Annotated in this window: 2 protein-coding genes; one reads left to right on the top strand and one right to left on the bottom strand. The window is 69.1% G+C overall.

The features are described from left to right. Positions 1-97: 97 nt before the first annotated feature. Positions 98-1,057 (bottom strand): IS481 family transposase, encoded by a 960-nt coding sequence (locus ACFWTE_RS27425; RefSeq protein WP_378782805.1) that lies wholly within the window; start codon positions 1,055-1,057, stop codon positions 98-100. Between the two features lie 358 nt (positions 1,058-1,415). Between ACFWTE_RS27425 and ACFWTE_RS27420 the strand changes: the two genes are divergently transcribed. Continuing rightward, the gene (locus tag ACFWTE_RS27420; protein WP_378782804.1) at positions 1,416-2,993 is read left to right on the top strand and encodes a CBM35 domain-containing protein; all 1,578 of its coding nucleotides are present in this window, start codon (positions 1,416-1,418) and stop codon (positions 2,991-2,993) included. Positions 2,994-3,043: the final 50 nt, after the last annotated feature.

Raw genomic sequence — 3,043 nt, 5'->3', positions numbered from 1 at the left:
CGGACCCGAGAACCACTACAAGGGCTGCGTCTGTTTTGCCAGCCGAAACGCCGGGGGTTGCGCTGTTGATCGAACCCCTAACCGAACGGCATTGGCCCTAGGTGTACTGACCTGAGAGGTTGGTGACGCGGGAGGCGGGAGGGCCGCCTATGGCGGTGTGGAACCGGTGGTGATTGTAGTGGTGCAGCCATCCGGTGAACGCCTCCCGCTTCTCGGCCTCGGACCGGTAGGGGCGGGCGTAGGCCCACTCCTGGACCAGGGTCCGGTTGAAACGCTCGACCTTGCCGTTGGTCTGGGGCCGGTAGGGGCGGGTGCGCTTGTGCTTGATCTCCTGGTCGGCCAGGAGGTCTCGCCAGGCGTGGGACTTGTAGCAGGACCCGTTGTCGGTCAGCACCCGTTCCACGGTGATGCCGGCCGAGGCGAAGTAGGCCTGGGCCCGCTTCCAGAACCCCGTGGCGGTGTCCTTCTTCTCGTCGGTGAGGATCTCGGTGTAGGCCAGGCGGGAGTGGTCGTCCACGGCGTTGTGCAGGTAGGCGTACCCGGCCCTGGAGCGGTTCTTGCGGCCCCGGGACCGGCCCAGCGCCTTGTGGCCGCCACCGTCGGGGATGTTGCCGAGCTTCTTGATGTCCACGTGCACCAGCTCGCCCGGCCGTGAGCGTTCGTAGCGGCGCACCGCGCGCCCGGTGGCCCGGTCGGTGTGGGTCAGGCGGGCGCACTTGTAGCGGGTCAGGATGCGGTGCACGGTCGAGGGGTGCATGCCCAGGTGGCCGCCGATGCGGGCCGGTCCCCACCGGTGGGTGTGGCGGAGTTTGATGACGCGGCGCTCGCGGCGGGTGGGGGTACGTCGGGGGGAGTGGTGGGGGCGGCTGGTTTTGTCGGTCATGCCCGCTGGTCCCAGGGTTCGGTAGCGCTGGGACCAGCGCATGGCGGTGGTGGGTGCGACCTGGAAGCGTTCGGCTGCCCGCCTGAGCGGCCAGCCGTCGTCGACCACGCAGCGGGCCAGGGCGAGGCGCCCTGCGGGGGTCAGGCGGGCGTTGGCGTGGGTAGTGTGGGGCATCGAGGGCCTTCTGGTGGGTCGGTGTAGACGTGGTAATCCACACCGATACCGAAGGCCCTCTTTGCGTGTGTCAGGCGGGGTGGGTGTTACCAACCTCCGTGGTCAGTACACCTAGAGGGGCGGCGCGACCACCCGTCCGTCTTCGAGGTCTTCGGGAGCGCGTCGCCCGGTCCGCCGCTGCCCCCTTAACACGAACCGCTCCCGGGGACAAGATCGTTGACGCGTTGACAACGAACACTTAACTTCGGTGTTGAAAGCGCTTTCCTTTCTTGTTGCACGGGCCCGCCCACCCACGGCAGGTCTCCCCCTTGCGTCCACCGTCCCACCGGCCACAGCGCCACCCCCCTGGAGACGAACGATGAAACCGAGCCCCCTCCTCGCGTGCGCCGCCGCCCTGCTCGCAGGCGCACTCGTCACGCTTTCCGGCACCCCCGCACAGGCCGCCACCACCCGCTACGAGGCCGAGGACTCCTCGGCCACCTGCCAAGGCAGTATCGAGAACGAGTGGCCGGGCTACTCGGGCAGCGGGTTCTGCGACACCGAGAACGAGAGCGGCGCCTACGTGCAGTTCAGCGTGAACGCCTCCTCCCCGGGAACGGCCACGCTGCGCCTGCGCTTCGCCAACGGCACCTCCTCCGCCCGCCCCGCCGACGTCCTCGTGAACGGTGCTCGGACGGCATCGGTCTCCTTCGAGGGCACCGGCGCGTGGAGCCAGTGGGCGACCAAGACGCTCACCGTGCAGCTGAGGGCGGGCAACAACACGATCCGGTTCGACCCGACCGGTTCCAGCGGTATGGCCAACGTCGACCACCTCGACGTGGAGACGGCCGGCGGGACGGATCCGGGCCCCGGCCCGGAGGAGCCGCCGCCGTCGTCCTCGGCCCTGTACGTCGCGCCGGGCGGCAGCACGGACGCGAGCGGTACCCAGTCCGACCCCACCACCCTCACCTCGGCGATCGACCGCATCACCCCCGGCGGGACGATCTACATGCGGGGCGGGAACTACGCCTTCTCGCAGACCGTCACCATCGACCAGGACGACAACGGCACGTCCGGTGATCGCACGGAGCTGTACGCCTACCCCGGCGAGACCCCGGTGCTGGACTTCTCCGCCCAGAGCGAGGACTCCTCCAACCGCGGCCTGGCGCTGAACGGGGACCACTGGCACATCCGCGGCATCGTCGTGGAGCACGCCGGTGACAACGGCATCTTCGTCGGCGGCAGCAACAACGTCATCGAGCGCACGGTGACGCGCTTCAACCACGACACGGGCCTGCAGCTCTCCCGTGCCACCTCCGGCACCGCCAAGAGCGACTGGCCCGCCGACAACCTGATCCTGAGCGCGGTCTCGCACGACAACGCCGACTCCGACGGCGAGGACGCCGACGGTTTCGCCGCCAAGCTCACCTCGGGTCCGGGCAACGTCTTCCGCTACGCGGTGGCCCACAACAACATCGACGACGGCTGGGACCTGTACACCAAGTCCGACACCGGGGCCATCGGCGCCGTGACCGTCGAGGACTCCCTCGCCTACGAGAACGGAACCCTCAGCGACGGGTCCCAGGCGGGCGACGGCGACCGCAACGGCTTCAAGCTCGGCGGCGAGGACATCGGCGTCAACCACGTCATCAGGGGCAACATCGCCTACGACAACGGCAAGCACGGGTTCACCTACAACCGCAACCTCGGCTCGATGACGGTGTCGAACAACGTCAGCATCGGCAGCGAGGAGCGCAACTTCAACTTCGACGGCGGCTCCTCGGTGTTCCGGGGCAACACCTCGTGCGACAGCGGCTCCAACGACCGGATCATCGGCAACTCCGACAGCTCGAACCAGTTCTGGTCCGGCTCGAACGGGTCGCGGTGCTCCTCCTACAGCGGCGGCCTGGACTGGTCGCACTCCTCGGACGGCACCCTCGTCGTGACCTTCGGGTAACGCCGGACCCGGCCGTGGGCCGTGGGCCCCCCCGGGCCGGCGCCCCCGGG

The sequence above is a fragment of the Nocardiopsis sp. NPDC058631 genome (assembly GCF_042716955.1).
GTDB lineage: Bacteria > Actinomycetota > Actinomycetes > Streptosporangiales > Streptosporangiaceae > Nocardiopsis.
Note: the sequence above shows the minus strand (reverse complement) of the source record. Positions and strands in the feature narration are given on the sequence as shown.

What these genes read in the sequence shown, in the direction of transcription:
- ACFWTE_RS27420 (WP_378782804.1), top strand. Translation starts at nt 1,416, where the DNA reads ATGAAACCGAGCCCCCTCCTCGCGTGCGCCGCCGCCCTGCTCGCAGGC.
- ACFWTE_RS27425 (WP_378782805.1), bottom strand. Translation starts at nt 1,057, where the DNA reads ATGCCCCACACTACCCACGCCAACGCCCGCCTGACCCCCGCAGGGCGC.